Genomic DNA, 24,493 nt, shown 5'->3' on the forward strand with positions numbered 1-24,493 from the left:
AAATCATGCCCGCCCGTAGGTATCCTCAAACCGGACAATATCATCCTCCCCCAGGTAACTCCCCGACTGCACCTCGATGAGTTCCAGGGGGATCTTGCCCGGGTTCTCCAGCCGATGCGTCACCCCCAACGGGATGAAGGTGGACTGATTCTCCGTGAGCACGAACTGCTCTTCGCCCCGGGTGATGCGTGCAGTGCCCCTCACCACCACCCAGTGTTCGGCCCGGTGATAATGCATTTGCAGTGACAAGGTCTCACCCGGCTTCACCGTGATCCGCTTCACCTGAAAACGCGAGGCCATGTCGATCTGTTCGTAGGTTCCCCAGGGACGTGCCACACAGCGGTGATTCTCCGATTCCTGTCGACCATCGGCCTTCAGGCGGGCCACCACCTCTTTCACATCCTGACTGCGGTCCTTGTGCATCACGAGCACCGCATCGGAGGTCTCCACCACGATCAGATCCTCCACACCCACGGCCGCCACCAGGCGATGACTGCCGTGCACATAGCAATTGCGGGCACCCACCGTCATCACATCGCCCACAGCCACGTTGCCATCCCCGTTCTGCTTGCCCACCGACCATAGCGACTCCCAGGAGCCCACATCGCTCCAGCCGGCATCCAGGGGTACCATGACCGCACGGCGTGTTTTCTCCATCACCGCATAGTCGATGGACTCGGAACGACAGGCGGCGAAGGCCTCCCGGTCCACCCGCAAAAAGTCCAGATCTGCCTGCGTGCCCTCCATGGCACGACGACAGGCCTCCAGGATATCCGGTGCATGCTGCTCAAGCTCCTCCAGATACGCCGAGGCGCGAAACACGAACATGCCACTGTTCCAGTAATAATCTCCGGAGGCCAGATAGTCCTCGGCAGTGGACCGATCAGGTTTTTCCACGAACGCCTTCACCGGCGCGCCAGAGCGATCCTTGACGTGATCCGCAAGGATATACCCGTAACCTGTATGGGGCTCGGTGGGCACCACGCCAAAGGTCACCAGATCACCGTCCTCGGCCAGGGATACGGCCTCATCCAGGGCCTTTTGAAAGGCCTCCACATCGGCAACCAGATGGTCCGCAGGCATCACCACCATGACCGGATCGCCCCCGGACGCCGTCTGCTCCAGTGCCGCCAATGCCACCGCAGGGGCGGTATTGCGGCCCACCGGCTCCAGGATGATCTGGCATGGATCCACACCCGTCTGCCGCAATTGCTCGGCCACCAGGAAGCGGTGCGCTTCGTTGCACACGACAACGGGGGCTACCAGAGCAGTGTCCTTGGGCAGTCGCTCCAGTGTCGCCTGAAGCATGGTCTGACCCTGACCCGTCAGGGGTAAGAACTGCTTGGGGTAGTGCTGGCGCGACATGGGCCACAGCCGCGTACCGGCGCCACCGGAAAGGATCACAGGAACAATACCCACGGAGATCTCCATATTGATTCATCCAATTATGAGCTTTACTCGCCAGACCCGTTATGGGGACGCCCGTCAGTCACCGCGTCTCACCCGGTCACTCATCATGATGCCAATCCACCGGGTATCCCGCTGCGCCTCCAAGGCCAACTTGGCGATCATGGTCAGCGGAATGGACAATATCATCCCCACCGGGCCGAACACCCAACCCCACACCAGCAATGACACCAGCACGATCACCGGCGACAACCCCAGCGTGCGCCCCATGAAACGCGGCTCCAGAACACTGCCAATGGTGACGTTCACGGCTACATAGAGGCCAAGCACCATCAGCGCCTCGGGGATACCCATCCCCAGCAACGCGATCAAAAGCGCGGGCGCCGCCGCGATGATGGACCCCACATTGGGGATGAAATTCAGCAAGCCGGCCAGAATGCCCCAGAGCACGGCGAAGTCGACCCCAATCAAGGCGAGGCCCGCCCAGATGACGATGCCCGTCGTGAAGCTGGCCGCACTCTTGATCAGCAGGTAGCGATACACAGACCGCAGGAAACGGCGCATGCGAACGCGGGCCCGAGGGCGCCCCGGGAACGCCGCATTGAGTTTGGCAGCCAGCGTACGTTCCTCCAGCAACAGAAACATGTAAGCCAGCAGGACCAGGAAAGTACTCGCGGTGAACGCCCCCAAGCCCCCCGCAATCCCTCGAGCCGCACTGGTCAAGGTAGCCGCTCCCGGTAAGGAGACCTCCTCCGGTAACGCCTCCACCGGCAAGCCCCTCGCCTCGAAAGCCTCCCGCAGATCCACCAACCACTGCTCCAGGCGCTCCTGGTAAAGCGGCGCCTGACTGGCCATGTTTTCAGCCGCCCCCCTCAAGGCCAGAAACAGCAGGAAGAACGTGAATCCCACACAAAGAAAGAGAATGAGCACAGCCAGGGCACCAGGTACTCCGCGGCGTTCCATCCAGGTGAGCGGCGGTGCTGAGATGATGGCCAGGAATGCCGCTAGCAGGAAAGGCGTGAGTATGTGGCTCACCTCCCTGAGCCCGGCGAGGATGACCACGACCGCAGCGGCGCCCAGCAACCAGTGCCAGGTGCCGAGGTTTTCGCTTGAGGAGAAGGGTATGGATTTACTGAACCGCTCGGGTATCACGATCGTATGGCCGCCTGGAAGGCTTGAGAAGTGGAGATTTTATCTGTTGAACGATACACAAACCCAGGAAGCACTGCATCCGGAAAATCCCTTCATTCACCCACCCAGGTCCACCACCTGAGTTGAACACGAACCGGGCTGTCCAAAACGCACAAGGGACCCTTGCGGGTCCCCTGTGATACTGCTTCAGGTTTTCAGCAGGCCTGAGCCCGTTCCAACCTTAGATACCAGCCGCTTCCTCGGCTGCGTCATCATCGAAGTCATCCGCAGAGATGTCGGGATCCACTTGGGTCTCGCTCAACTCGGCATCGGCTTCTGTAGGTGCCCAGCCCTCACGCCGCTGCACGCGGTTGAGTTCGGGGTAGTCTGCCAACATGTTGGCCCCATCCAGAGGCAGTTGCAGGCCGTTGTGGCAGGTGGCGCAGTTGGTCTTGGGTGCATCACCCAGGGGGCCCAACTGGGTGTCCGGATACACCGGCTGCAGCGGATCCAGATAGTCCACGTTCAGCGCCCGAACCATCTCGAGGCCGTGCCATGCCGTCACACGCTCCGGCGGGCTGGTTTGCCAGTCCGGGAAGTTGTTCGTGTTGTGGCAGGTCGTGCAGTTGGCACCCAGCGCCTTGGACATGTGGATCATCAGACCAAAACCCCACTCGGCGTCCATCAGGTTATGGGGATTGTCACCCATGGGCAGCGTGGTACGCGGGGTCACACGCAGATCCTTGGGATCATCCGCCAGGAACGCACTGAACACGTCGTTGGGCAGCGATGTGGAAGCCACATTCGGACCAGCCAGGTTCTGGCCCATCCGGCTCGCGGCCACACCAGCGGCCTGTCTCGGACCCGGGTCCTCGAACCAGATCTCCGCAGGCACGGGCTGACCCATGTGGCAGGTGTAGCACGTCACACCCGTTTCACCCACGTGAGCATCCCACTCGGTGTTGATGGTCTTGGTCATCTCGAGCATGTTGCGGGAGACAATCTTGGTGTAGATGTTCTCATCCGCGAAGTCACCCGGCACGTGGCAGTAGTTACAACCCTGTTCCGGCGACACCCAGGCGGTGATCGCGTTCATCAGGCGGTTGAACTCCGCAATGCTGAGATCGCCCAGCACTTCCACACTGGAGTAGATATCTCCGGCCTTCGGGCCGGCACTGCTGGCCGGTCTTTCGGCCTCAGGGATCACCAGGTCAACCCGCTTTCTGGCTTCCAGATGACGCTTGGTCACCTGCTCCATACCCAGTCCGCGATAACCCTTCTGATCGGTTTCGATTCCAACTGGCAGTTCACAGCCAGTCACCAGGAGTGCAGCACCTGTCAGTGCCGCCACTGTCACAGTTTTGCGCGTAATGGTATTCATTGCGACATCCCTTGAAGCATGGCCGGATCTTCGACGGGCGGATAGATGTTCGGATACGACGGTGCGACGCCGTGATCAATCGCCCACATGTACCAGTTATCAACCACCGTGCCCGTGAGCAGAATGCCGATACCGCCGGTAATCACGGTCAGGACGGCGAACCACCAGGCCCAGCGGTGGATGGATTCCATGGTGGCATTGAAGCCCATGGTCCAGCGCCAGAACAGAGCGGCACGATCGGAAGCTGTACCGCGGTCAGTGATTTGCTCGATTTCGCGCTCACCGCCGTACCGGCCCACTGCCAGAACCGTTGCACCATGCATGGCAAACAGCAGCGCCGAGCCATACAGGAAGGCAATGGATAGCATGTGGAACGGGTTGTAGTACAGGTTGCCGTACTTCAGGGAGAAGGCCGTCGTCCAGTCCAGGTGAGGGAAGATGCCGAACGGAACCGCTTCGGACCAGTCACCCATCAACAGCGGACGGAAGAAGCCCAGGGACAGATACAGGAAGATCGCCGCCGCGAACGCCCAGGCCACATGCGTGCCCAGGTTCAGCGCCCGTGCCCGACGATAGACACGTACCCACCACAGCAGGATCGAAGCCGTGAGGAAGAATCCTGCCATCTGCCACCAGCCACCTTCAGCCAGCGGCGCAATGCCCAGACCATACTCCGCCTGCGGCGGCTCCAGACCCAGATAGAACAGTTGACGTACAAACTGCGCGGGATCCCAGTTCACCTGGGCCCAAAAGTTGAAACCAATGATCAGGATTGCGATCAAACCAAAGAGGATCGAGAACAGGCCCGTATAACCCAGATAGATGGGGCCAATTTGGGCGTTTCCGAACCGGCCGGCTAGATGCATCAGCATCGGCTTGCCGATTCGCTCCCGTTCATTTTCCAGCGGGACGCCGGCCTCAGGCTCCGCCTGGACCTGCACTCGATTGAATATATTTTGATATTCGGCCATTGTGGTCCCCTTACATTAAGCCCAGATCGGAAGGTTAAGCCACCAGTTCCACCATTCCGGCCAGCTGCGGGTCCAGAAGGGACCACTCAGAATGATGCACACGGCGCTCCAGAAAGCGGCATTCAAGGCCAGGAAGAGACCCAGACGATGCACACCAAGGGCGCCAATGGAGTAGCCGACGGTGTCACGGAAGAAGGTATCTTCGTATTCGGGAGTCTTGACGGCCTCGCCCTTCTTCGGGTTGGTCACGGACAGGATCAAGCCGCCATGCAGCGACAAGGCCAGGGCCGTGGTGAAGAAGAAGGTGATGGCCAGCATGTGTGCCGGGTTATAGTGGAAGTGCAGGAACTGGTAACCGACGTTGGACACCCAGTCCAGGTGGCTCATGATCCCGTAGGGGAAACCATGACCCCAGGCACCCAGCAGAACCGGGCGGATGACCACCAACGCGACATAGGCAAAGATCGCAACACCGAACGCGATCGGCACATGGTAGCCCATGCCCAGTTTGTTACAGATTTCTACCTGGCGAAGTGCCCAGGAGACAAATGCACCGATGGCGCAGATGGTAATGAATTGCCACAGGCCGCCCTCAGCAAGAGGAGCCATACCCAGGCCATAACTCAAGTCAGGTGGGGCGATACTAATCTGCCAGATATTCCAGGTTGGGCCCATCGCCGCGCCCCAGACGATCAGCAGCGTTCCCAGCGCTGCGAAGATGGCCGTTAGCACCCCAAAAAAACCAACGTAGAATGGGCCTACCCAGAAGTCAAATAGATTGCCCCCAATCAACGTCCCCCCGCGTACGCGGTATCTCTTCTCAAAGCTCAGCATGGACATTCCTAGAACCTCCGGTCAGAAGGCACCGGCCGGAGATTCCGGCCGCTGCCCTATACTCTCAACACTCTGGTCAACGTATTGGCCCAGATACCGGGCGGGATGAATATTTCACAGCCATTATCCCGCCCGGGAGCGTGGGCATCAGACGTCTTCAGCCCAGGGTTGACTTGCCTGTCTGAGCCTGCACCGCAACCTGCTCGGTCGTATCGACCAGAGAGGCGCTGTGCATCCAGTTGAAGCGCTCGGTGCTCAACAGGATGAAGTGGATCAGAAGAGCCAGCACGGCCAGGAACGCAAACAGGGCAACCAGCGCTCTGCGCGGATCGAACAGCAGCCAAACACGCCACATATTGAAATCTCCTATATTGGAAAGAAACTGCTTTTAATGCTTCGCTAAAGGTACGGCTTAAGACTCGATTCGCCTTTCAGGCGAAGCGTCTTACCAAGCCACACCCCAGGGACGCCACATCCAGGCCAGAACGTGGGCCACAGCGGCAACCGCCAGGAAGCCCATCATGCTGGTCATGAAGACGCCATGAAACTCCATGGCCTCCTCTTCATTCAGCCCCGAGAGCGAACCTTTCGTTTCATCAACCATTTAAATACCCTCCAAATGAGCCTAATTGGCAAATACCGCGTTGACTCAACGCGATCACTTACGTCGCAGTAAACCTTACACTACGACAGGTTCAACGATCGTGATCCAGAACAGGTAAATCCCCGAATCTGGTCGAAGCCATCCGAGAACGGAGGTTCCTCCATCTCTGCAGCCCCCACCACGATCGACCCATAACCTCCCCGCTGGGAGGTCATGATCGCCGCCGCCAGGCCCTTGACACAGCCCACTCGGCAACAATCAAGAAAAACCGCGTTCATGCCACGCTCCCAGCCGACACACCAGCCGCGCTCTGCGTGACTCGTTCCAACGTCACACGCTCCTCTCCTGCCTTGCGGGCGGCGCCTTCAATGGCATCCCGCAATCTCTTGGCCGCAGAAATACGGGTGAGCACAGGATAGGAATCCACCAGCTTGTCCAGCGCCGCCTTCGCGTCGTCATCCCAGGAGAGTTCACGGTGCATCCGCGTGGGCGTGGCATCCACTCGATCCAGATCCGTCCCAAGAGGCAGAATGTGGAACAAGGCATCAAACAATGAGTTGCACACCTCCTGCACGAGGTAGGTGGCACCGGCGTAGCCCATGAACGGGGTCCCCGTGTGACGCCGCACGATGGCGCCCGGGAAAGAGACCGGGATGTACATGGCCCGACCACCGATCTCCGACAAGTACATGCGTTCGTTGTAGCTTCCGAATAACACCAGGGGGGTCTTTTCGTGCACCGCCTTGCGCACGGCCGCGTTATCCGGCTTGACACCCGCGCTACGCGAGAAGGAGAAGTGACAGGGCATGCCCATCTCGTCTTCCAGGAAATGCCGTATCCCCCGGGCGTAGGTTTCAGTTGCCACGATGCCGAAGCTGGCCGTACCGAAGAAGTCCTGCGTCACCGACCGCCACAGATCCCACACAGGCTTGATGGTGGTGTGCTTTTCCTTCTCGATGAATGGCTCCGGGTCCAGATCCAGCAACTCGCCCAGCTTGTGCAGAAACTTTGTGGTGCTGTGCAGGCCCACGGGTGCCTGCAGATAGGGACGCTCCAGGGTCTCGCAAAGCTGGCGCCCGAATTCCCGGTACAGACAGACATTCACTTCGGCGTCCGCAAGCCGCGGCACTTCTGCCAGGTGGCTACCCAGGGGGAACACCATGTTCACCTCGGCGCCAATCCCTTCGATCAGGCGACGAATCTCAGCCAGATCCGATGGCATGTTGAAGTTGCCATAGCTGGGGCCGATGATATTGACCTTGGGCTTTTCGCCCGCCTTGCGCGCCTTCAACTCAGGGACCTTTTTCAATCCGTACTGGGTCCAGAGCCAGTTCAAGGCACGGTCGGAGCACTGCCACTGATCTTCATCGATGGTGCGAGGCAGGAAACGCTGGATGTTCGTTCCTTCCGGCGTGACACCCCCACCAATCATCTCTGCAATCGATCCTGTCACCACCACTGCCGGCAACTCGGGATCAAGCGTGCTGTGGGCCCGCTTCATGGCCTCTTCAGTTCCGCTCTGACCCAGCTCTTCTTCGCCCAGACCGGTCACCGCAATGGGCAACTCATGGGGCGGCAGGGCATCGGTGTAATGAAGCACCGAGGTGACGGGCAGGTTCTCGCAGCCTACGGGACCATCAATGATGACCTGCAGGCCCTTGATGGCACTGAACACATAGACTGCGCCCCAGTAACCACCCGCGCGATCCAGATCCTGTACCAGCATCAGACTGCCCCCCCTTTTCTGGAGGCCTTGCGCTGCCTGGCCAAACGGTCACGGTATTCAGACTCATCCTGGGGTACGTGATCCCAGACACCTGCATTGGCACCCTTGCCCACATCACCGAAGAAGCCCTTCATCCGATCGAAACGCGCCTGGTTGCCCAGCGCTGAATTGATCACCTGGGCCAGGGAGCCGGCCCCGGCAGGTCCCATCAAGGGACGAGCTGAAATCAGGTTGGTGAAGTACAGGGCAGGAATGGCGCGCTCCTTGGCGTGCTGCACCACCGGTGTTGTACCGATAGCCAGATCCGGACCAAATTCCTCAATGGCGGCAATATCCTGCTCCAGAGTGGCGCGATACTGAACACGTACACCCTTGGCCTCCAGCCACTCCCGATCCGATGCGGACCAAGGCGTTTTGGGGCAGGCCGTGCCCACATAAGGGACATCCGCACCGCTTTCGATCAGCAGACGGGCCACGAGGAGTTCCGAACCCTCGTAACCGGAAACCGTGATCCGGCCCTTGATGGGTGCACTGCTCAAGGCACCCTTGATCGCTGGCAGGAAGCGGTTCTTGGCCGCGTCCACCGCGGCCTGCTTCACACCGCAGGCCTGACCAATGGCGTCCAGCCATGCCGCTGTCCCGTCGTACCCCACCGGGGCAGAGCCAACCACCTCACGGCCCGCAGCATTCAGTTCGCGAACGGACTCGGTATAAAACGGGTGAATGGCAGCGCCCACAGCGCAATCGAGAGCTGCATAGAGCTCGCGCCACTCGCGGGTCGGCACCACCGGCCCGGTCGCCAGACCCAAAGGCTCGAGCATGGCGCCCAAACCCATGGGATCGGCCGGGAACATTTCACCCAGCAGCGTCACGGTGGGTTTATCCTTGCGGCCCTCGCGCGGAGCCTGCACCGGGCCTTGCTCTGCCTCGCCCCGGGCATAGCGCAACATGGTGCCCGCCAAAAGATCCTTCGCCTCGGCATGGGTGCCGACCCCAAAGCCCGGAACATCCAGTCCGATGATGCGAACTCCATTGATCTCCTTGGGCAGCAGCCGGAGCGGCACACCGGAAGCTGAGGGCACACACAGATTGATGATCACCACAGCATCGTTTACTGCGGGGTCGGCCAACTGGTGCACGGCCTCGCGGATATCCTCGAACAGCTTGCCGGTGACCAGGGTTTCGGAGTCGAAGGGGACGTAATTGACGGTGCGACGCGCACCATAGAAATGCGACGTAAAGCTCAGCCCATAGACACAACACGCGGAGCCGGAAAGCACTGTGGCGGTGCGACGCATGCGCAGACCCACACGCAGGGATCCGAACGCCGGGCACATGCTCTGAGGCTGATCATGAGGGCCCTTGGCCGACTTACCCGAGTGTGAACCTTGGGCACTTTGCGCGGTCTCTACAGTCACGGGGACGGTTTCAACCGATGTTCTCGCCGAGGCGTTGTAAACACCGGAAGCAGATACACCCTCTCCCGCGCCGGAGGCGGTCTCAACGAGACTGGCGTCGCCCGGGTGACCGCGATGTCCTTCAGACATCGTCATAGATCACCTCGAGGGATGGCTTCTTGACGATGGTGCCACCATGCATGTCTTCCTGGGTGGCCGGTTCGAGCACCACATCACGACCAACCTCTTCGCTGGTGAACAGACCCAGAAGCTCGTCCTGGCTCAGCGGATGAGGCTGCCTGGGTGGCGCTTCGGCCACCTGCGTGGCCAGTTCGGCGAACAGCGGACCCCATTCCCCATCGGGATGGGCCACGATCTGGTAGTTGGCGCTCTTGCGGCGGATGTCTTCATTGGCTGGGATTGCCGCGAGAATCGGGATGTCGGCTGCCTTGGCGAAGGCCTGAGCCTCGCCGGTACCGTCATCCTTGTTGATCACGATGCCTGCAACCCCCACGTTGCCACCCAAACGGCGGAAGTATTCCACTGCAGAGCAGACGTTATTCACCACATACAGGGACTGCAGGTCATTGGAGCCGACCACGATGACCTTCTGACACAGGTCACGGGCAATGGGCAGGCCAAAGCCGCCACAGACCACATCACCCAGGAAGTCCAGAAGAACGTAGTCGAAACCCCACTCATGGAAACCCAGCTTCTCGAGGATCTCGAAGCCGTGGATAATGCCACGCCCCCCGCAGCCGCGCCCTACTTCGGGCCCGCCCAGTTCCATCGCAAACACGCCACCCCGCTTGAAGCAGACGTCACCGATCTCCACCTGCTCGCCCGCCTGTTTCTTGCGGGCCGCGGTATCAATGATGGTCGGGCAGGCACGCCCGCCGAACAGCAGCGAAGTGGTATCGCTCTTGGGGTCGCAACCGATGAGCAGCACGCGCTTGCCCTGCTGCGCCATCATGTAGGAAAGATTGGAGAGGGTGAAGCTCTTGCCAATCCCGCCCTTACCGTAGATGGCGATAATCTGGGTTTCTTTGGCGGAAGAGCTCTGCACGCTAACGTCCCCTTCAGGCTGACTGGAGTCCATGCCGGCCCCGGAACGGAGCTGGCCACGGAGGCTTTCAAGTGATACGGAGGATTGGCCGTCTGCCTTCTTCACTGGCCACTCCTCCAGTCGAGGATCATCTTCAGACACTGGGGGTCACCAAAGGCGATGCGGTAAGCCTCATTTGCCTGGGCCGCCTGATACCGATGGGTAATCAAGCCTTTCAAGGATAACCCACCCGACTCAATGAGCTTCTTGACCTCAATCAGATCCGATGCATGCCACTCAGCCGCACATCGGATCCTGGCCTCGCGCATGAAGGCAGGGGGGAACTCGAAACTCAGCGGCTGGCTGTAGAAGCCAGCCAGGATGACTTCCCCACCGCGCGCCAAGCGAGCGACCAGGGTATCCAGGATCTTTGAATCACCACTGACATCCACGATACAGCGATAATCCCGGCGCTCATCCTTATCCGGGTGGACCACCGTGTAGCCCTCGGCACCGAGGGCCCGTTCGGTATCCAGCTCCCAGACCACCGGCTGCCCACCGGCCGCCACGACGACGCGGGCCAGCAAGCGACCCAGCACACCGTGACCAACGATCAACTCAGGCAGAGCCGCCTTATCCAGCCCATCCACCGGCTTACCCTGAAAGATTGCGTGATAGGCCGTGGCCGCCAGCGCCAGGAGGACACCTTCCTCACCCAGATCATCCGGCAGCGGCACCACCTTTGCGCCCGGCACCACCACGCGGGAGGCGGCACCGCCGAAAAGACCGCGAACCTCGCCATAACAGGCTGCGCCCGGCACAAAGACCTCTTCACCCACCTGCCGACCCGACTCAGGACCGGCAGCAGCGATGCGCCCCACCGATTCGTAACCGGGCACCAGGGGATAGCCCATGCCGGGAAAGCTGGGCATGCGTCCGGTCCACAGCAGGCGCTCCGTGCCGGTACTGATACCACTGAAGGTAATATCAACGACCACGTCAGCATCGCCTGGAACGGACAGGTCCAGCTCACTGATCACAAGATGCTCAGGCTTTTCGATGACGACGGCTGTCGCTTTCATGGCAATTTGACCCGGGGCGTTCTTGCCCCTACGAGATATGCGTGTAAGTCTAGCGTGACCCTAGAGGTTGTCAACCCAAACTAACACGCACCCGAGGTCACGGCTGGGCCAACATGACACGGGTCAATAAGGGGTTTCTGGTATTCAGCAAGCGCACCCGGCTAAACCCTGATTCTCTTAGCAAAATTTCGATTTCGACAGGGGTTCTGGGCCGCCCGCGCCCCATGGCGAAGAGGTAAATGCCAAAATAGGCGTCGCCTATGGGTTCGGCACCCCGGGTGCCGGACATGGGTTCTGCCAACAGCAAGGCACCGTCCTCAGGCAAGGCTTCGCGGACGGCGCGAAGCAGGCCCAGAATATGGTCGTCATTGTGATCATGAACGACACGCACCAGGGAGATGAGATCCGCGCCCCTGGGCAACTCATCCTGGAAGAAGTCTCCGCCCATGGCAGTGGCTCGATGGGCCAACCCCTGAGCCTGGAAATTTGCCCGAGCCTGCTCCGCCACCGCCGGCAGGTCGTAGAGCACAAGCTCGATGTCCGGGGCGCGCCGGGCTACCGCAGACAGAAACGTGGCATTGCCACCCCCCAGATCCATCAGCCGCTTGTAGCCCTTGGGATTGAAGGCATCAAGGATCTCCTCCGCCACCAATTGCTGAGAGATCGACATGAGTCGGGTGTAGGGCGTGATCTGCTCACCCGCCAGCGTCGTTGGCGGACCATCTCCCGCGTAGGCCCAGTAACCCCCAAGACGGGTCTGCGGGTAATGCCCGCGCAGCAGGCCTACCGGATCCACCAGGTCTTCGTAGAGCATGGCGTGGTGATCCACCATGGCAGCGATACCGGGATTGGCCATCATGGCGGCCCCCTGCGCGCCCAGCCCGTAACAGCCACGACCGTAATATTCGGTCAGCTTGAGCGAAGCCGCCGCCTTGAGCAGCAGCAGGCAGTTTTCCTCAGGCAGATCCAGATACCGGGCCAACTCCGGTACGGTTTGCGGGCCCTGAGCATGCAGATGTTCCAGCAGTTTAAGCCGCACGCAGGTGTAGAGCACCTGCGAATAGACGAAGCCCGCGACCACATCGAACAAGTGGCGGGCACGCCGACGGGCAATGGGCCGGGTGAGAGGGAATGCAGCCGCCCAGCGCTGGAAGGCAGGGTTGGAGAGGATGCGATTACGCAGCGACAGGAAGCCGCCGCGCCACAGGGCTCCGGATGACGAACCTGTCGCCATCCGCTTCCAGTATCTTGTCATGGGAGAGTTGCCTGGGTTCAGGCGGCCTGCTGGGCCAGCTCTTTGGGCAGGAACTTGGCGGCCTGCTTCATGAGGAGCACACGCAACTCGGCCTCACCCGGGCAGGTCGGGATGGAACCCATGGCTTCTTCCAGCAAACGCTTGAGGCGTTCGGTCGCGCCCTTGACGCCCAGTTGGCGAACCGCATTCGGCCGATCCAGGGCCTCGTCTTGACCCACCGGCTTGCCCAGTTCCTCGGGATTGGACACCGCGTCGCGCAGATCATCCGCCACCTGGAAGGCTTCTCCGAGTTTCTCGCCCAGGGCACGCCAGGGCGCGGGGTCATGACCCGCCGCCGCAGCCCCTACCATGGTGGCCGCCGCAAACAGGGCGCCTGTCTTGGCACGCTGGTACTCGGCCAGATCCACCTTGGGCTCGCACTCCCAGGCCTGACCGGCGATGATGCCCGAGGGCACGCTCACGCCCTGCCCCACCGTCAGCAGCAGGGGTGCAAGCCGTTCCGGTGACTTGGCCGTACCCCGGGCCAGCACTTCCATGGCCAGGACAATCAGGGCGTCTCCACCCAGCACCGCCAGACGCTCACCATAAGCAGCGTGAACCGAGGGCTTGCCGCGACGCATGTCGGCGCTGTCGAAACAGGGCAGATCATCGTGGACCAGAGAGGCACAGTGCATCAGTTCGATGGAGGCCAGGGCGGCATCGGTGACTTCCGGGGCATCATCACCGCAGGCCTGGGCAACGGCCAGCACCAATTGGGGGCGGATCCGGGCACCGCCCGGGAAGACTGCGTAGCGAATCGCTTCAAGCAATAAGGGCGGCCCGGCCGGCGACTCGCCATCAGCCAGAGCCTGTTCAAGTGCCTGCTCGATTCGCGTCGTGGCTTCCATGGTATGCCTCCGCCCCGTAGTGTAAGGTTAGGTTGTCATTGGTACGTTTCGCTCAGCATAGACACAAGCCAGGGCCGAGTCAAAGGCGTTGGCCGAACGACAAGGAATCACATGGGCACACCCAATATCGCCATCATTGGGGCGGGCATCGCAGGCCTCTCCGCCGCCCTGGAACTGGCTCACGCCGGCATGAATGTGACGGTTCTCGAGCAGGCCGCCCGCCCCGGCGGCAAAATCCGGGAAGTGGGTGTCGGCGACGCCCGAATCGATGCGGGACCCACCGTGTTCACCATGCGCTGGGTGTTCGAGGAACTGTTCGATTCGGTTGACACTTCCCTGACCGATCATCTGAATCTGCAACCCATGTCAATCCTGGCTCGCCACGCCTGGAGCGAGGATGAGCGCTTTGACCTGCACGCGGATCATGATGCCTCGGTGGATGCGGTGGGCCGCTTCGCAGGCGCCGCTGAAGCCAGGCGATTTCAGGAGTTTTGCGAGCGGGCACGACGCACCTACCAGGCCCTGGAAGGCCCCTTCATCCGCGATACCCGTCCCACACCACTGAGCCTGGTGGGGCGCGCCGGTATCCGGGGCCTGGGCGGACTCATGCGGATTTCGCCCTACGACACCCTATGGAGCGCCCTGGGCCGGCATTTCCAGGACCCGCGGCTACGGCAACTGTTCGGGCGCTATTCCACTTACTGCGGCTCATCCCCCTTCCTGGCGCCGGCCACCCTGATGCTGGTGGCCCATGTGGAGCAGGAAGGAGTGTGGATGGTGGAAGGTGGCATGGCCCGCATTCCCGAGGCCCTCGCCTCCCTCGCCCAGGAACGTGGTGCCACGGTGCGCTATCGCACCCGTGTGGAGTCCATCGAAACCCGCGGCGGCCGAGTGACCGGGGTGCGTCTGAGCGACGGCGACACCCTTAACGCCGATGCGGTCATCTCCAACACGGACATCTCGGCCCTGAGCCAGGGCCTTTTGGGCACGGAGGCCTGTCGTGCCGTGGCGCCGGTGGCCCGCGAAGGGCGCTCCCTGTCGGCCATGACCTGGAACCTGGTGGCACCCACTGACGGATTCCCTCTGCTACGCCATAATGTGTTTTTCTGCCGGGATTACCCAGCCGAATTTGACCATATCTTCAAGCAAGGGCGAGTGCCGGCTGAACCCACGGTGTACATCTGCGCTCAGGACCGTGGCGATCGGGACGGCAACGGGGTATCCGGTCCCGAACGCATGCTGTGCCTGATCAATGCCCCGCCCATCGGCGACCGCCATACCTTCGATGAACAGGAGATCGCTCAATGTCAGGACAATGCCTTCCGGGTGCTGGAACGCTGTGGATTGCAGGTGAAAACGGGTCCGGACCAACCCGTGGTCACCACGCCGACCCAGTTCGAGGGATTGTTTCCGGGAACGGGCGGGGGCCTCTACGGCCAGGCCACGCATGGATGGAGGGCTACGTTCAATCGTCCGGGGGCCCGCAGCCGGATACCGGGGCTGTACCTGACCGGGGGGAGCGTGCATCCGGGCGCGGGCGTGCCGATGGCGAGCCTCTCGGGACGTCTGGCAGCATCGGCCCTGCGTCAGGACCTGACTTCACGGAGACGGTAACCCCCGGAGGTTATCTGTGGTGGTACCTGGACGCCCTGAGCGATGACGGCCGCTACGGGATCACCCTGATCGGCTTCGTGGGCAGTGTCTTCTCCCCCTACTACGCCTGGGCCCGCCGCCGCGGCAATCCCGATCCGAATCACCACTGCGCCATCAATGTCGCCCTGTACGGTGACGTGAAGCGCTGGGCCATGACGGAACGGGGCCGGGGCGATCTGGCGCGGGACAGCCACAACCTGATCATCGGCCCCAGCGCCATGTCCTGGGATGGCAAGGCACTCACCGTGACCATCGATGAGACCACCGCACCCATCCCCTCCAGACTGCGAGGACAGGTGCGTCTGACACCCCACTGCCTCACCGGATACAGCTTCGCCCTGGACGGCAAGGGCCTGCACCAGTGGCGCCCTATCGCGCCCTCGGCGCGGGTGGAAGTGGATCTGGAGCAACCCGGCCTGCAATGGGAGGGACGCGGCTACCTGGACAGCAACCGGGGTGAGGAGCCCGTGGAGAAAGGTTTCCGCTACTGGGACTGGTCACGGGCCGTGATGGAAGATCAGGAGACCGTGGTGCTCTACGAGGCGGACCGCCGGGACGGTGGTCACAGCCTGCTTTCACTGCGCTTCGATGCAGACGGAAAGGCGCGGGAGGTGGAAGCACCGCCAGCGCACGGCCTCCCCACGGCACGCATCTGGCGCGCCCCCAGGGCCACCCGCGCCGACGCCGGCAGCGCAACCATCCGGCACACCCTGGAAGACACCCCGTTCTACGCGCGCTCCCTGGTGGATGCCCGCATCCACGGGGAGAAGGCCGTGGCTTTCCACGAGAGCCTCTCGCTGAATCGCTTCGAGAGTCCGGTGGTGCAGCTGATGCTGCCCTTCAGGATGCCCCGCCGGGCCCGGGGCTAGCCCAGGGCCACGTCCCCGCGATCCCGATTGCGGGCCAGCGCGCTGGTCTTGCGTGCCATGCGCATGGAACGATCCCGCTCCTCCAGACGGTGGAACAGGTTGTGCAGCCACATCAGGCGGTGCTCCACCCGTCCCATGGCCATGGCCGTGGGACGGATACTCTCGCGACCAAAGGGATGCTCGCGCACCGCGTCCACCAGAAAACGATTGGCCTCCAGCGGCTCTTCCACGAGGATACGGTTCATCACCGTCAGTTGTTTGTCGCTGAAGCGACGGAACATTTGGGTCAAGGCCCAGATCTTCCGGGATGGCGACACCACAGCGCGCTGATTGATGGAGTCCAGGCCATTGCGTTCCACTTCCCGGCCGATCTCGGAATACAGCGCCATCGCCGCCTGAATCCCCGGCCGGCATGAGGGCGGCAGGGTCTGAACGCCCACAGCGCCACGCTCATACAGCCTGTCAGCCGCCTCCAGCAGACGCTGGACCACCTGCCCTATTTCCGGGGTGAATTTCGGATCGGCCAGGAAGGCCTCGACATCAATGCCGTGTTCCTCCATCCAGTTCAGCGGCAAGTAGATGCGACCATTCCGGGCGTCCTCGCCCACGTCGCGGGCGATGTTGGTCAATTGCATGGCCACGCCCATGTCGCAGGCCCGTGCCAGGGCATCGGGGGAGCGTACTCCCATGACCAGGGTCATCATGGCGCCCACCGTGCCCGCCACCCGGGCCCCATAGGCTTCCAGCGACGCCAGGTCGGGGTAGGTACGCCCGCCCGTATCCCACTCAAAGCCTTCCAGCAGGGCCTGGGGGAGCGCCTTGGGGATGGAGAAACGCTGTACCACCCGGGCAAAGGCCCGATCCGCGGAGAAATCGCGGGGCTTTCCCTCGTAGATGCGATCCAGGCGATCCTGCATGCGCTCCAGGCCATCCCCTCGGCCATCGTCCAGATCAATGGCATCATCAGCGAGCCGGCAGAAGGCATACATGGCCGTGGCAGGCTCGCGGATCTGTCGGGGCAGGAACAGGGAGGCCGCATAGAAGGACCGGGAGCCATCACACAACAGGGATCGGCAGGCCGCCATGTCTGCAGCCCGGGTGGGCCGCTTGGTCTTGGGGGTTGCTTGCATCATCGGGCACCTTTCGCTTGGGCTGCATCCGGAACCACGCTATCCAGTACTCGCGCCGAGGAGATCACACCCGGCAAACCGGCGCCGGGATGTGTTCCCGCGCCCACCAGGTAGAGCCCCTTCACGTCCTCGCTCTTGTTGTGGGGCCGGAATCCTGCACTTTGCAGCATGATCGGCTCCAGACCGAAGGCGGCTCCGTGGAAGGAGTTCAGGTCGTCCTGGAAGTACTGGGGGGTGATCATGTGGGAACTGATCACCTGCTGCTCCAGATCGGGCAGTATGCTGGAAGAGAGGAATTCGGAGATCTTGCGCCGATAGGGCTCGGCCTTTTCGGCCCAGTCCACACCGCTTTGCATGTGCGGGACCGGAGAGAGGACATAGAAGGTGTCGCATCCCTCCGGCGCCAGGGAGGGATCGGTCTTGGTGGGCCGATGAAGATACAGGCTGAAGTCTTCTGCAAGGATCTTGCGCTGGAAGATGTCCTCGATGAGTTCCTTGTAGCGCGGTCCGAGGATGATGGAATGATGCGGTACATCTTCATAGCGCTTTTTCGTGCCGAAATACCATACGAAAAGGCTCATGGAGTAACGGGCCCGCTCAATGCGGTTGTTGGTCCAGCGCTGGCGGGCCGGCGGTGGCACCAGGCTCCGATAGGTGAAGGCGGAATCGGCATTGGAGACGACGATGTCGGCGGCTATGGATTCACCCGACTTCATGCGCACCCCGGTCACCCGCCCGGACTGCACATTGATGTTGGCCACCTCCTGGCCGCAGCGCACTTCGTTGCCCTGCCCCCGGATGAGATCCACCAGCCCTTCCACCAGGCGGCCCGTGCCGCCCATGGCGAAGTGCACGCCGTAGCGTCGCTCCAGGTAGGAGATCAGGCAGTAGACGGAGGTGGTGCGGAAGGGATTCCCCCCCACCAGCAGAGGGTGGAAGCTCAGCACCTCGCGGAGCCGGGGATTCTTGACGTATTTGGCCACCATCCCGTACACGCTGCGATAACTCTGCAGCTTCACCAGGTCCGGAACCACCTTGACCATGTCCAGCATGGAATTGAAGGGGACATGAGCCAGATCCTCGAAGCCCACCTTGTAGTTGGCCTCGCTGGCCTTCATGTAGGCGTCGTAACCCTCCAGGTCATCGGGAGCGAAGCGTTTGACCTCCTCGCGCACCTTTTCCACGTCGGCCCAGTAGTTGAAGACCTCGCCATCATGAAAACGGATCTGGTAGAAGGGGTCCATGGGGCGCAGGTCAATGTCGTCCTCCATGCGCCGACCGCAGAGTTGCCAGAGCTCCTCCAGCACAAAGGGGGCGGTGACGATGGTCGGCCCGGCATCGAACGTGAAACCGTCCTGACGAAACACATAGGCGCGCCCACCGGGGGCATCCAGCTTTTCAAGTACGGTCACCCGATAGCCGCGGGCACCGAGCCGGACGGCTGCCGCCAGACCTCCAAAACCGCTGCCAATCACCACGGCATGCGGGCGGGCATCATCAACAGAAGGGGACGAGGTGGCAGGCTCGGCAACTGTGGTCACGGGCAACCCTATGAAGTGTAAGTCTCGGTTGGCAGTCTAGCAGGGGTCCCCACCCCTGACCAGACAGGATGCAGGCGTAAAATCCCCGAGTAATTGACTTCGATTACACAAGACGAATCAAGACACCCCGACCGGGTCACTGACGCCGTGACGCCCCACTTGCTGCGCCAGCAGCGAGGGTCGCTCCTCATGAGCCAGATGTCCCAGCCCTGGCAGCCGCAACAGGCTCGATCCGAGCACACGGGTCTGCACACGCAAGGCCTCGGAGAGGGGTACCATGCGATCCCGGTCACCGACAATCTGTGCCAGCTCGACCGGCAATTGCGGCAGGTCCTCCGCCAGGGGTTGCAGATCCCAGTGATTCATCATCTTCAGCACTCCCGACACATGTCCCGGGTGGCGGATCAGGCGTCCGTAAAACTCGGTGCCTCGCGGATCCACCGTGGAACCGGTACTGCGTAGCAAATCCTCAACCGCGCGCCGATCCGTGGCACGCCAGGCCACCATCTGGGGCAGCATCGGCATCATGGACAGCAGTCGTGCAACGTTGGAAAACATCAAGGTCACGGCCCCTGGAAAAGGCAACATCACGCCATTGAGACTGACCAGGGTGCCCGGCCGGGCCCAGCCGTCGATACACAGGCGCGCGCCCACGGCCGCCCCCGCAGAATGTCCCACAACCAGAGCAGGCCATTCATCCAGTGCCTCCAGCAACCGACCCAGGGCGCAGGCCATGCCGGGCAACGTGAAGGGGGTCGGATCATCATCCAGGGGGCGGGAGAAAGCATGACCAGGCAGGTCCACGGCGATCACGGTGTGATCGCGGGCCAGCAGGGGCATCACATCCCGCCAACTATGGGTGCCGGCACCGGTGCCGTGAATCAAAAGCACGCAGGGTCCCTCGCCCATGCGCTGCACATGCCAGCGCACGCCGCCAGCTGTCACGAAGCGACTGGACTGGTGGTTGGGCCAGCCCTTGCCCTCCCGTTCCCAGTCCGGCCACCGGGTCATTCCGATCATGGTTTGCCCACAGCGATCAACTGCTGGCCGTCTGGACTGCGCTGGACAGGGTCGCCGCATCGGCGTGCGGCAATGGCAGGTATTGCGCCTGCATCGCCATGGCCAGTTCCTGGGCACTGCGCTGGGGCCTTGGTGAGGTATCCACCAGGATGATCTTGAATTGCTCCGCCGCCAACTCCTTGGCCGCCCCCAGGGCATCCTCCGTCGCCTTGGTGCGCCCCTGACTGCCGTCGCGGGCGATATTGGCCCGACCGTCGGTCAGGAACACAGCCACGGGGGTTTCACCTCGCCGCTTGACCGACTCGGCCAGTTCCCGCACCGCATCGATGGCAGACGCCAGTGGCGTGCCTCCGCCGCCAGGCAGGCCCGCCAGGCTGCGCTTGGCACGCACCAGTGAACGCGTGGGCGGCAGGAGCAGATCAGCCTCCGTGCCCCTGAAGGCAATCAGGCCCACCCGGTCACGACGGATATAGCAGTCCGCCAGCAGCAATTCCACGGCACCCTTGGCCTCGGCGAGTCGGTGCAGCGCGGCAGAACCCGAAGCGTCCACCGCAAAGATGGTGGTGGTCTCGGTGCGCTGCTTGAAACGGGTGATGCGGAAATCATCCCGGCGTACATGCACCCGCAGGCTCTTGGTAGAACTGCCATCGGCCAGGGCCTGTGCCCGCCGCAGCGGCTGCCAGGGGGCAGCGGCACGCAGGGTTTCAATCACATTCAATCGGGCGCCGGCCCGCAATTCCCCGCGGCGGGTGCCGATGGGACGACCACGGCGGTTACCCTGCTGCAGTGCACCGGCCTTGCCGGCGGCAGAAGAGCGGGAGCGGGCGCCCAGCCCGGCTTGCAACTGTGCCAGCAAGCCCGCCGGCAATGAGGCCTTGGCGGCCTCCAGCACCCGATCTTCCAGTGGCTTGTCCAGTTCTGCCGGGTCCTGATCTTCCTGATCCTCCTGGTTCTGCTCCTCCTCCGGTGGCTCCTCCGGCGGTGGCGGCTCCTGCTCCTCGGGCATGTCGTCCTCGGAAGGGGGCAACATGGTGGCACGAGGGGCCAGCACCAGGCGCGCGGCCAGGGCTGCATCCTCTTCCGATACCTGATCCCGACCATCCAGTGCCGCAGCCGCGCGGGCTGCGCGCAGGGCCAGGAACGGCACCCGCAGGGAGGCGATACCCAGAGCCCGGGCGGTGCCACACAAGGCCTCCAGAATATTGTCGCTCACCTCCACATTGGGCAGGAATTCCCGGGCCCGGCCAACATCTTCGCTGGTCCACAGGGGCTCGTCCATGTCGCGCACGGCAATGGGGATCAGGTCCATATGGAAGGCCAGCCGGTCCATCAGGACATCGGGCACCTGCTCTTCCTCGGACATGCCCTCATCCAGGGCCACCACCCCGAACCGGGTGGGCACGCGCATTCCCAGCCCATCCCGTTCCAGGACCACCTCGTGGGCATCCATCACTGCCGCCACCCGGCCGGCCGTGGACGAGGTCAGCCGCTCCGCCATGGCCATGACGGCCACTCCGCCATCACATTCAGCGAGCAGACCTCGTTCAGCAATGGGTTTTCCCGCCTTGAGTGTGGCGGCCAGATCCAGCCCGCCCAGCAGGCGACCATCGGCGATATGCAGGGGCAGGCGCCGCATGGGTGCCTTGTCGGGCAACAACTGTCGCAGTTGTTCCAGCCAGCGGTCACGCACCGGGCCGGCATGGGCACGCACCGCCACGCCGCCGCAACCCGAGGGATCCACGGCAAACAGGCCGCCGGCGATGCTGGCCAATGCCCACGGCGTGAGTTCGGGGGCCATGGTTTCGGTCATGCGCCGAACAGCTCCTCAATGGCACGCCCCACACGCACGGAGGAACCGGCGTCGTCCAGCGGGTTACGGCGCAGGCGATGGCGCAGGGCCGGCGGTGCCACGCGCTTGAGATGCTCATCGGTCACTTCCTTGTCACCCTCGAAGGCCGCCAGGCCGCGAGCGGCACGAATCAGGGTGAGTTCGCCGCGCAGGCCGTCGGTACCCAGGGCCAGGCAAAGCTGGGCAGCCCGCTCCAGGGCGGCATCGGGCACCACCACCTCCGGCAGGAGGTCACGGCCGGCCGTGATTCTTTTACGCAGCTCTGCATCTTCCTTCTCGAAGCGCTTGGTGAAGCCCTCCGGATCCTTTTCAAAGGCATCACGACGCCGCACCACCTCGATTCGGGTAGGCAGATCCTCGGGGGTGCCGATCTCCACGGAGAGCCCGAAGCGATCCAGCAACTGCGGACGCAGTTCGCCCTCTTCCGGGTTACCACTACCGATGAGCACGAACTTGGCGGGATGGCGCACACTCAGGCCCTCACGCTCCACCACGTTCTCACCGGAGGCGGCCACATCCAGCAGCAGGTCCACCAGATGATCTTCCAGCAGGTTGACCTCATCAATGTACAGAAAGCCCCGGTGGGCACGGGCCAGCAGGCCCGGCTCGAAGGCCTTCTCCCCCTGCGTGAGGGCTCGCTCAAGATCCAGGGCACCCACAACACGGTCTTCGGTCACACCCAGCGGCATGTCCACCACCGGCACCGGCACCTGGCGGGTCTTGGGTGGATCCTTGGCCTCGGGCCCATCGCAGACCTTGCACAGGCCTGCCTGCTTGCCGGGGGCGCAACCATAGGGACAGTTGACCACCGCTTCCATGGGCGGCAACAGGGCTGCCAGGGCGCGTACCGTGGTGGATTTGCCGGTACCCCGATCCCCGAACACCAGCACCCCGCCGATACTCGGATCAATGGCGGAGATAAGGATGGCGAGCTTCATCTCGTCCTGCGCGACAATCGCCGAAAACGGAAACGTCAAAGCCATAGTCTGTTTGTTCTGCCTTAGGTAGCGGCCGTGCACGGAAAAATCCATGCCTCTGCCGGTTTTGAGGTGCGATGCGGAGGCGATCTTAACAGACCCTCCCGGCGGTGCGTACCGAGCATGCCCCTGCGCCGCAGCGTAAAGCCGGCTATGTTCCCCCAAACGACGCAAAAAAACAAAGGCAACCCCCGCCGCGCCGCTGGCAAATCCCAGCCAACTTGACGGGGGTCAGGGGCTTCCCTCTCCTATTCCTCCTCCAGGTCGCCCCACCGCAGCCGCAGCCGCATCAAGCCACCTCCGTAAGGGTCGGCTTCACCGGACAAAATCCCATAAGGCAAAAAGCCCAACTCGTAGAAGAACAGGGTGGCCGGTATGTTGCGGGAGGAAATCCGAAGATGCATCTCCCGGGAGCGATGATGCTCGAAGGCCCTTTGGGTCAGATGACGCAGCACCCTGGTGCCCACGCCGCGCCCGCGATAGTCGGGGTGCACGATCAGGTGGCGCAAGAAAGCGTATCCCCCCGGCTGAATCCTGCCCAGACCACCAAAGGCAATCACCCGTCCCCGGTAGACCCCGACGACGGTTTCCGTACAACGGGTGATGCAGTCCTTCAAACCCGCATCATGCAGGGGCCTGGGAGCATCGGGGAAGGCCCAAGCCACTTCCTCAATGCTGCGCGGCAAGCGCCGCAAGGCCGTAATGTCCTCGACCGACGCGGCCCGCAAGTCAAGATATACCGGGTGATACCACATCAGCAGTGCTTCATCTCTTCGTCCAGGAAACCCATTGATCTCTTCGCGCCATTGGCCATGGTAAACTCCAGACCCTTTGAACCATGCCCGGTGGGAGCATGCACGCCGTCAGCCAGAATGTGGAACAGGCCTACCGCGAATGCCTGCGTCAGGCCCATGGCCATTACGAAAACTTCCCGGTGGCCTCGCGCCTGCTTCCAGCCCATCTGCGCAGGCCGGTCGCCGCGATCTACAGTTTTGCTCGCCGCGGAGACGATCTGGCGGACGAAGGTGAGCGCCCTGCCGAAGACCGCCTGCGGGCATTGGATCACCTGGCAAAACAGCTTGATGCCGCCGCCGCGGGTGAGCCGGATGAGGACCCCACCTTCATCGCCCTGGCCCATGCCATCCGGAGCTTCAACCTCCCCGTGGGGCTGTTCCATGACCTGCTTACCGCATTTCGTCAGGATGTGACCACCCGCCGTTACGCCACCTTCGGCGATGTGATCCAGTACTGCCGGTGCTCTGCCAACCCGGTGGGGCGACTGCTCCTGCACCTGAGCGACCAGGCAGACCCCAGGCGCCTGGCCTTGTCCGACGCGGTCTGCACCAGCTTGCAACTCATCAACTTCTACCAGGACCTGGCCCAGGATTATCACGAAATGGGGCGCATCTACATCCCGACGGAGGAAATGCAGGCCTTCGGTGTCACCGAAGCCCATTTCCGCGATCGGATCACGGACGCCCCCTTCCGACAGCTCATGAGCAAACAGTTTCAGCGCGCAGATCAACTACTGCGCAGCGGCGCGCCCCTGGGGGCGATGCTGCCCGGTCGCGTGGGGCTGGAGATCCGCTTGATCATCGTGGCCGGCGCCCGCGTGGTCTGGCATCTCAAGCGCCAGCAGGAGGACCTGTTCTCCCGTCCACGCCTGGGCAGCCGGGATTACCTGGTCATCCTCCGGGACGGACTGCTGCCCGGGCGCCTGCCCGTATGACAGGT

At 62.5% G+C, this 24,493-nt stretch carries 22 protein-coding genes; 3 read left to right on the forward strand and 19 right to left on the reverse strand.

The features are described from left to right. Window positions 1–3 precede the first annotated feature (3 nt). The 13 genes from ECTHA_RS0107280 to ECTHA_RS0107340 all read right to left on the reverse strand — a co-directional run bounded on the left by ECTHA_RS0107280 (window position 4) and on the right by ECTHA_RS0107340 (window position 13,720). Entirely contained in the window at window positions 4–1,431 is a 1,428-nt protein-coding gene (locus ECTHA_RS0107280) for a mannose-1-phosphate guanylyltransferase/mannose-6-phosphate isomerase (RefSeq protein WP_029762514.1), read from the reverse strand. 54 nt (window positions 1,432–1,485) lie between these two features. Continuing rightward, window positions 1,486–2,559, reverse strand: a complete 1,074-nt coding sequence (locus ECTHA_RS0107285) for an AI-2E family transporter (protein WP_025281943.1) — start codon at window positions 2,557–2,559, stop codon at window positions 1,486–1,488. 220 nt (window positions 2,560–2,779) lie between these two features. Beyond that, entirely contained in the window at window positions 2,780–3,919 is a 1,140-nt protein-coding gene (gene pufC / locus ECTHA_RS17485) for a photosynthetic reaction center cytochrome PufC (protein ID WP_025281944.1), read from the reverse strand. Next, window positions 3,916–4,890 (reverse strand): photosynthetic reaction center subunit M, encoded by a 975-nt coding sequence (gene pufM / locus ECTHA_RS0107295; RefSeq protein ID WP_025281945.1) that lies wholly within the window; start codon window positions 4,888–4,890, stop codon window positions 3,916–3,918. The genes pufC and pufM overlap by 4 nt, the downstream gene beginning before the upstream one ends. A gap of 15 nt (window positions 4,891–4,905) precedes the next feature. Then, window positions 4,906–5,730 carry a photosynthetic reaction center subunit L gene (gene pufL, locus ECTHA_RS0107300; RefSeq protein ID WP_025281946.1) on the reverse strand — a complete coding sequence of 275 codons (825 nt, stop codon included), beginning with the start codon at window positions 5,728–5,730 and terminating at the stop codon, window positions 4,906–4,908. Window positions 5,731–5,881: 151 nt separating this feature from the next. Further along, on the reverse strand, window positions 5,882–6,079 hold the full coding sequence (pufA, locus tag ECTHA_RS0107305; RefSeq protein ID WP_025281947.1) for a light-harvesting antenna LH1, alpha subunit: 198 nt from the start codon (window positions 6,077–6,079) through the stop codon (window positions 5,882–5,884). A 90-nt stretch (window positions 6,080–6,169) separates the two neighbouring features. Further along, a complete protein-coding gene (gene pufB / locus ECTHA_RS0107310; RefSeq protein ID WP_025281025.1) occupies window positions 6,170–6,328 on the reverse strand; it encodes a light-harvesting antenna LH1, beta subunit in 159 nt (52 codons plus the stop codon). 274 nt (window positions 6,329–6,602) lie between these two features. Beyond that, window positions 6,603–8,054 carry a chlorophyllide a reductase subunit Z gene (gene bchZ / locus ECTHA_RS0107315; RefSeq protein ID WP_025281948.1) on the reverse strand — a complete coding sequence of 484 codons (1,452 nt, stop codon included), beginning with the start codon at window positions 8,052–8,054 and terminating at the stop codon, window positions 6,603–6,605. Continuing rightward, complete coding sequence (gene bchY / locus ECTHA_RS17490; protein ID WP_051582614.1) at window positions 8,054–9,472, reverse strand: chlorophyllide a reductase subunit Y; 1,419 nt, start codon at window positions 9,470–9,472, stop codon at window positions 8,054–8,056. The genes bchZ and bchY overlap by 1 nt, the downstream gene beginning before the upstream one ends. Before the next feature lie 121 nt (window positions 9,473–9,593). Next, a complete protein-coding gene (locus ECTHA_RS0107325; protein ID WP_051582623.1) occupies window positions 9,594–10,550 on the reverse strand; it encodes a chlorophyllide a reductase iron protein subunit X in 957 nt (318 codons plus the stop codon). 68 nt (window positions 10,551–10,618) lie between these two features. Beyond that, on the reverse strand, window positions 10,619–11,578 hold the full coding sequence (bchC, locus tag ECTHA_RS0107330) for a chlorophyll synthesis pathway protein BchC (RefSeq protein ID WP_025281951.1): 960 nt from the start codon (window positions 11,576–11,578) through the stop codon (window positions 10,619–10,621). 97 nt (window positions 11,579–11,675) lie between these two features. Next, entirely contained in the window at window positions 11,676–12,833 is a 1,158-nt protein-coding gene (locus tag ECTHA_RS0107335; protein WP_128571913.1) for a methyltransferase, read from the reverse strand. 17 nt (window positions 12,834–12,850) lie between these two features. After that, window positions 12,851–13,720, reverse strand: coding sequence for a polyprenyl synthetase family protein (locus tag ECTHA_RS0107340; RefSeq protein WP_025281953.1), 870 nt, complete (start codon window positions 13,718–13,720; stop codon window positions 12,851–12,853). 111 nt (window positions 13,721–13,831) lie between these two features. Here ECTHA_RS0107340 and crtD point away from each other — a divergent pair, with 111 nt between their 5' ends. Then, a complete protein-coding gene (gene crtD / locus ECTHA_RS0107345) occupies window positions 13,832–15,334 on the forward strand; it encodes a 1-hydroxycarotenoid 3,4-desaturase CrtD (protein WP_025281954.1) in 1,503 nt (500 codons plus the stop codon). Window positions 15,335–15,411: 77 nt separating this feature from the next. Then, the gene (locus ECTHA_RS0107350) at window positions 15,412–16,242 is read left to right on the forward strand and encodes a carotenoid 1,2-hydratase (RefSeq protein WP_238984744.1); all 831 of its coding nucleotides are present in this window, start codon (window positions 15,412–15,414) and stop codon (window positions 16,240–16,242) included. Here ECTHA_RS0107350 and ECTHA_RS17495 read toward each other — a convergent pair. From ECTHA_RS17495 to ECTHA_RS0107380, 6 genes are all read right to left on the reverse strand, one after another. Then, window positions 16,239–17,375 carry a phytoene/squalene synthase family protein gene (locus ECTHA_RS17495; protein ID WP_025281956.1) on the reverse strand — a complete coding sequence of 379 codons (1,137 nt, stop codon included), beginning with the start codon at window positions 17,373–17,375 and terminating at the stop codon, window positions 16,239–16,241. The genes ECTHA_RS0107350 and ECTHA_RS17495 overlap by 4 nt on opposite strands. Then, on the reverse strand, window positions 17,372–18,913 hold the full coding sequence (locus ECTHA_RS0107360) for a phytoene desaturase (protein ID WP_029762519.1): 1,542 nt from the start codon (window positions 18,911–18,913) through the stop codon (window positions 17,372–17,374). The genes ECTHA_RS17495 and ECTHA_RS0107360 overlap by 4 nt, the downstream gene beginning before the upstream one ends. 117 nt (window positions 18,914–19,030) lie before the next feature. After that, a complete protein-coding gene (gene bchO / locus ECTHA_RS0107365) occupies window positions 19,031–19,933 on the reverse strand; it encodes an alpha/beta fold hydrolase BchO (RefSeq protein ID WP_026623622.1) in 903 nt (300 codons plus the stop codon). A gap of 16 nt (window positions 19,934–19,949) precedes the next feature. Continuing rightward, window positions 19,950–21,743, reverse strand: coding sequence for a magnesium chelatase subunit D (locus tag ECTHA_RS0107370; protein WP_025281959.1), 1,794 nt, complete (start codon window positions 21,741–21,743; stop codon window positions 19,950–19,952). After that, on the reverse strand, window positions 21,740–22,765 hold the full coding sequence (gene bchI / locus ECTHA_RS0107375; protein ID WP_025281960.1) for a magnesium chelatase ATPase subunit I: 1,026 nt from the start codon (window positions 22,763–22,765) through the stop codon (window positions 21,740–21,742). Before bchI ends, ECTHA_RS0107370 begins: the two co-directional genes overlap by 4 nt. 242 nt (window positions 22,766–23,007) lie before the next feature. Next, entirely contained in the window at window positions 23,008–23,454 is a 447-nt protein-coding gene (locus ECTHA_RS0107380; protein WP_158407556.1) for a GNAT family N-acetyltransferase, read from the reverse strand. Between the two features lie 158 nt (window positions 23,455–23,612). On the opposite strand from ECTHA_RS0107380, the gene hpnC reads away from it, so the two are divergent. Then, window positions 23,613–24,488, forward strand: a complete 876-nt coding sequence (gene hpnC, locus ECTHA_RS0107385; protein WP_025281962.1) for a squalene synthase HpnC — start codon at window positions 23,613–23,615, stop codon at window positions 24,486–24,488. Window positions 24,489–24,493 lie beyond the last annotated feature (5 nt).

Source organism: Ectothiorhodospira haloalkaliphila ATCC 51935, assembly GCF_000633935.1.
Classification (GTDB): domain Bacteria; phylum Pseudomonadota; class Gammaproteobacteria; order Ectothiorhodospirales; family Ectothiorhodospiraceae; genus Ectothiorhodospira; species Ectothiorhodospira haloalkaliphila.

Bases quoted from the DNA above. Each gene is read 5' to 3' on its own strand.
- ECTHA_RS0107280 (WP_029762514.1), bottom strand. From the start codon at position 1,431: ATGGAGATCTCCGTGGGTATTGTTCCTGTGATCCTTTCCGGTGGCGCC.
- pufC (WP_025281944.1), bottom strand. From the start codon at position 3,919: ATGAATACCATTACGCGCAAAACTGTGACAGTGGCGGCACTGACAGGT.
- pufM (WP_025281945.1), bottom strand. From the start codon at position 4,890: ATGGCCGAATATCAAAATATATTCAATCGAGTGCAGGTCCAGGCGGAG.
- pufL (WP_025281946.1), bottom strand. From the start codon at position 5,730: ATGTCCATGCTGAGCTTTGAGAAGAGATACCGCGTACGCGGGGGGACG.
- pufA (WP_025281947.1), bottom strand. From the start codon at position 6,079: ATGTGGCGTGTTTGGCTGCTGTTCGATCCGCGCAGAGCGCTGGTTGCC.
- pufB (WP_025281025.1), bottom strand. From the start codon at position 6,328: ATGGTTGATGAAACGAAAGGTTCGCTCTCGGGGCTGAATGAAGAGGAG.
- bchZ (WP_025281948.1), bottom strand. From the start codon at position 8,054: ATGCTGGTACAGGATCTGGATCGCGCGGGTGGTTACTGGGGCGCAGTC.
- ECTHA_RS0107325 (WP_051582623.1), bottom strand. From the start codon at position 10,550: ATGGACTCCAGTCAGCCTGAAGGGGACGTTAGCGTGCAGAGCTCTTCC.
- bchC (WP_025281951.1), bottom strand. From the start codon at position 11,578: ATGAAAGCGACAGCCGTCGTCATCGAAAAGCCTGAGCATCTTGTGATC.
- ECTHA_RS0107335 (WP_128571913.1), bottom strand. From the start codon at position 12,833: ATGACAAGATACTGGAAGCGGATGGCGACAGGTTCGTCATCCGGAGCC.
- ECTHA_RS0107340 (WP_025281953.1), bottom strand. From the start codon at position 13,720: ATGGAAGCCACGACGCGAATCGAGCAGGCACTTGAACAGGCTCTGGCT.
- crtD (WP_025281954.1), top strand. From the start codon at position 13,832: ATGGGCACACCCAATATCGCCATCATTGGGGCGGGCATCGCAGGCCTC.
- ECTHA_RS17495 (WP_025281956.1), bottom strand. From the start codon at position 17,375: ATGATGCAAGCAACCCCCAAGACCAAGCGGCCCACCCGGGCTGCAGAC.
- bchO (WP_026623622.1), bottom strand. From the start codon at position 19,933: ATGATCGGAATGACCCGGTGGCCGGACTGGGAACGGGAGGGCAAGGGC.
- ECTHA_RS0107370 (WP_025281959.1), bottom strand. From the start codon at position 21,743: ATGACCGAAACCATGGCCCCCGAACTCACGCCGTGGGCATTGGCCAGC.
- bchI (WP_025281960.1), bottom strand. From the start codon at position 22,765: ATGGCTTTGACGTTTCCGTTTTCGGCGATTGTCGCGCAGGACGAGATG.
- hpnC (WP_025281962.1), top strand. From the start codon at position 23,613: ATGCACGCCGTCAGCCAGAATGTGGAACAGGCCTACCGCGAATGCCTG.